Genomic DNA, 4544 nt, shown 5'->3' with positions numbered 1-4544 from the left:
GCGCCCGTCGCGCGAGGCCAGGACCTTGTGCAGCAGGTCGGGCGCCACTTCTGGCGCCGGGCGCGCGAAGAACGAGCGGTCGAGGCGTTTGCCGGGCCACCGGACGCGCGGGGCTGCCTTGTCGGTGGCGCTCATCCGGGCATCAAGCGAACAGGCTGGCCAATGAGCGCACGGCCTCTTCCGACACCGCCCGCACCGGAGTGGTGTCGGCGTTGTTGAACTGACCATGGTCGTCCAGTACCTGCACCATCAGTCCGTCGCTTCGCGGCACCATGCTCACGTGCGGGGTACGCAGCCCGTAGGTAACTTCCGGTTGCGGAATCAGTCGCGCCGTCTGGCCGCGGACGGGGATGATCGATTCGTCACCGAACAGTGCCCGCGCGCCATAGCCGGTGGCGTTGACCAAGGTCGCCTCGGGCAGGGCCAGCAGATCGCCGGGGTGGTGGAACTCGCGCACCTGGATCTTTCCGCCTGCGGTAAGGAAATCGGTGACCAGCATGTGCGCATACGTGCTGATGTTGAACATCAGCGTGGTGTAGCGGCGCGTGTAGTGCTGCTTGAACGGCAGGCTTCCAGGTGGCAGGTCCACCGAATGCGGGGTGAGGTCGGCAATGCGCTCGTGGAACTGGCCGTATTCCGGCTCGTCAGTCACCGGATCAGGTGGCGCCTGGCCCGGGGCATAGTCGGACAGCGAATAGCCCTCGATCCACTGGATCGGGTTGCCAGGCAGGCCCAGCATCGACTGGTAATTTCGCCACGATGTCCGCGCCATCGCTTCCCAGCGATCGGCCTGCGCCGGTGCATGGGCGTCGTCGCAGATGCGCGAGTCCGGCGTCCACAGGCCCGAGGCACGCATCGAGAACACATCCGGCGGCAACTGCTTGGCGTAGATCGTCACCGGCAGGCCCGCGCGCTGGGCAAGGATCGCGGTGGTAAGGCCAAGCGCGCCGCAACCGATCACGCCCAGTTCCCTCGCGCCCGTCTGCATCGCCAGTTCCAGTGCCAGCGTGCCTGAGCCCCACGAGAGCGACCAGCCGCTGCCGCCATGGCCGTAGTTGTGAACCACGGCCTTGGGGCCGAGCTTCTCAAGCTCGATGCGCGGGCCCGCGGCGCGGAAGGGCCGCGTGCATACATAGATGCCGGTGATGCGGTCAGCGCTTGCCTTGACCGGCGCAAGCGTCGGGATGCCGGAACCCATCAGCGCGGCGGGAGACACGCCTCCGCGCCTTGGCGCCTGTACCGCGCATCCGGACAGGGTGGCAGCCGAGGCCATTGCCGCCAGGGTCGCGCCCTGGCGCAGGAAATGGCGTCGATCGTGCTGCATGGGTTTAGCCACCGGTACGCGGCACCACGGTCAGGGTGATCGAGGACGGATGGCCAGCGTCGTGGTGGACTGCGTTGTTGGCAATCACGCCCTTGGCTTCATCGTAGTTGTTGCCACCAGTGTTGAGGTTGCGGTCGAAGCGCGGAAAGTTGCTGCTGGATACTTCCACGCGCAGCTTGTGCCCCGGACCGAAGTAGTTGCTGGTATCGATCGGCTGGAAGGTCACCTTGGTCACTTCGTCGGGCTTCATCCACGCCAGCGGCTTGTCATAGCCGTTACGGTAGCGCATGCGCTGGATGTTCTCGGTGATGTTGAACGCCTTGCCGTCCGGATGCACGTCGATCACCTTGAAGGTGAAGTCGGTGTCCTTGGCGCTGGACGATACATACAGGCTCACAGTGATCGGCCCGCTGACTTCCACGCCTTCCTTGAAGGGCTCCGAGTCGTACACCAGCACGTCGTTGCGCACTTCGTGCGAGGTCTGGTCGAACGAGCCGAATTTCACCGCATTGCCCTGGCAACAGCCACCGCCACCGAAGGTCGGCACCGGGTTGGCTGGGTCGTAGATGAACCGATCAGGGTTGTCCTCGGCGGCTGGCGCGTTGGCGGTGAGCTTGCCGTCACCATACAGCGTGTTGGCTTTTCCTCCGCTGGTGAAATAAAGCGTCTGCGTGGTCGCGCCGGCGGGCGGCCATGTATCGGACGTCTTCCACTTGTTCTCACCCATCACGTAGTAGGTGACCTTGGCCTGGTCGATGCCGCCCTTGCCGTCGCCCTTCAGGAACTTGTCGAAGAAGCCGATCGTCAGCTTCATGTAATCGTAGCGGGCGTCGCCCATGTCCAGGTCGCCCACCATGGTGTGCTCGGTGGCGCGGGTATAGGCGCAGTGCAGCACCGGGGCGATCACCGCGTACTGCTGGTCGGCCACGTCCTTCGGCGCGGTCTTGCGCACATGGTTGAAGGCCGCAAGGTTGGGCGACACCGACACATCGAACCAGCTCATGAACCACAGGCCCGGACGCTTGATCGGCATGTCCTCGTTCCACAGGCCGCCCTTGCGCCATGCAGGATCGTTCGGTGCGCGGGCGATCAAGTTGCCGCCGGTGGATACCGGCATCTTGTCGGCGAAGATACCCTTGGGGCCGTCCACCGCGGCGATGATGCCGCTTTCGGGCAGGTGCCAGAAGGCCTTGTCCCAATCCACCGGGGGCATTTGCGGGTCGAGGTCGAACATGCGCGAGGCGTTGATCAATTCAGCCTGGGTGGCGTCCTTGGGGAACATCGGGCGCACCTGGTTCTGCTCGCCGTAGATCCAGGCAATGAACAGCATCTGCACCGCGCCACCGCGATACCAGTTCCCCTGTTCCCAGTACGGGCCCACCTTGCCCACGCCGGCGCCGAAGCCCTGCACATTGAAGGCCGCCAGGTGCGGATCGTCCTGCGCCACCACGGCCATCTGCCATTCGGCGGTGGAAGAGCACCCGGTGGTGCCCACGTTGCCGTTCGACCAGGGCTGCGATGCCATCCAGTTCACCGCGTCCACGCCGTCGGTAAGCGGCGCGCCGAGGATGTCGTAGTTGCCCTCGGAGAAATAGTGCCCGCGCTCATTCATGTTGACGTACGCGTAGCCCGCCTTCACGGCCTCAAGCTCGCGACTCATGTCACGCGGCGCACCAAGCTTGACGTCCCAGAAATTGAAGTTGTACGGCGTGCGCGAAAAGATGATCGGCACCTTGCCAGTAGCGTTCTTCGGCCGGTAGATATCCGCTGCCATGCGCTTGCCGTCGCGCATTTTTACCATCACCTTGCGGTCGACGACGGCCACCGATTCGAGCTGCTGCTCCAGCGCGTTGCGCTTGGCGATCAACTCTGCCTGGGGATCGGCCTTCTGCGCCGGCGATGCCGCGGAAGCGAGCAAACACGCCAGCGCAACGGAGAAAGGCGCGGCGCAAGCCACGGCGGACGACAAGCGGTTCGATCGCATCTTAAGGTTCTCCCCAATGGATCGCCCGATTATGGCTATTGATTCACTCGGTAGGCAAACCACCAGTACGCAAGTTGATCCCAAGGAGATGAAATTTTATTCATGTGCGCCGTGGCAACGTCGATGCGGATTTTCGCCGAATGATTGAAGGATGCATCGGTGGGTCGTGTCCGCGAGTGCAACGTGCATCACGCAGACTTTGTCATCGCGGACGAGGGCGAACTTCTGCGTGATGAAAAGTTGGTCGAGCACCATCCGACCCCTTATGGGCGTGGCTCGAGAGATTACCCATACTTGCAACAATCCACAAATTGCCCCAGGCTGCGGGGCCAGGGTCCAGACGGGAAGGCGGGGCATGGATAGTGGTTTGAAAGCGGTAGCGGTGCTGGCCCTGTTGGCGGCGGCACCGTGGATGCCGCTGCAGGCCGAGACTCTCCCGGCGAAGAGCGCGTCGCCTGTCTCGCACACCGTCACCTACGACAAATACTCCCTCCTCGTCGACGGCAAGCGCATCTACCTGTGGTCGGGCTCGTTCCACTACTGGCGCCTTCCCAGTCCGTCGCTCTGGAAGGACGTGCTGCAGAAGATGAAGGCCGCCGGGTATAACGGCGTGGAAATCTACTTCCATTGGGGGTTCCACTCGCCGCGGCCCGGCGTCTACGACTTCACTGGTATCCGTGACGTAGACCGCCTGCTGGACATGGCGCGCGACGAGGGCATCTATGTGATTGCCCGGCCTGGCCCCTACATCAATGCCGAAACCGATGGCGGCGGCTTCCCGGCCTGGCTTGCCGGCACCGCGGGAAAACCCCGCACCACCGCGCCGGAATACACCGCCGCATACAAGGACTGGCTCACCCACATCGATGCCATCATCGCCCGGCACCAGGTCACCAATGGCACGGGTTCGGTGCTGCTGTACCAGGTAGAGAACGAGCTCTACACCGAGAACGACGATACCCGCCGTTACATGCAGGACATCGCCGACAAGGCGCGCTCCGATGGCATCACGGTGCCATTGACGGGCAACCACAACGATAATTTCCTTGCCGGGCTGGGGGCGCCACAGATTCCCGGCTTCGATTCGTATCCGCTGGACTTCGACTGCACCCAGCCTGATCGCTGGAACAAACTGTACGACTTCAGCAGCGAACGGCTGGCGTTGAAGGACACGCCGCTCTTCTTCCCCGAATACCAGGGCGGTGCCTTCGACAAGTGGGGCGGCGCGGGCAGCGC

3 protein-coding genes are annotated in these 4544 nt (G+C 63.6%); 1 reads left to right on the top strand and 2 read right to left on the bottom strand.

What is annotated here, in order from left to right; genetic code table 11:
- Positions 1–142 precede the first annotated feature (142 nt).
- Together VK519_RS01600 and VK519_RS01595 are read right to left on the bottom strand one after the other, a co-directional pair.
- Positions 143–1324 carry an FAD-dependent oxidoreductase gene (locus tag VK519_RS01600; protein ID WP_324347015.1) on the bottom strand — a complete coding sequence of 394 codons (1182 nt, stop codon included), beginning with the start codon at positions 1322–1324 and terminating at the stop codon, positions 143–145.
- Between the two features lie 4 nt (positions 1325–1328).
- Entirely contained in the window at positions 1329–3308 is a 1980-nt protein-coding gene (locus VK519_RS01595) for a CocE/NonD family hydrolase (RefSeq protein ID WP_324347013.1), read from the bottom strand.
- A gap of 355 nt (positions 3309–3663) precedes the next feature.
- Between VK519_RS01595 and VK519_RS01590 the strand changes: the two genes are divergently transcribed.
- Positions 3664–4544, top strand: an 881-nt coding sequence (locus tag VK519_RS01590; RefSeq protein WP_324347011.1) for a beta-galactosidase, incomplete at its 3' end; no start/stop codon positions are given.

Source organism: Pinirhizobacter sp. (assembly GCF_035317885.1).
In the GTDB taxonomy this organism is placed as follows: Bacteria; Pseudomonadota; Gammaproteobacteria; order Xanthomonadales; family Rhodanobacteraceae; genus Pinirhizobacter.
This window is presented reverse-complemented; position numbering and strand designations above follow the sequence as displayed.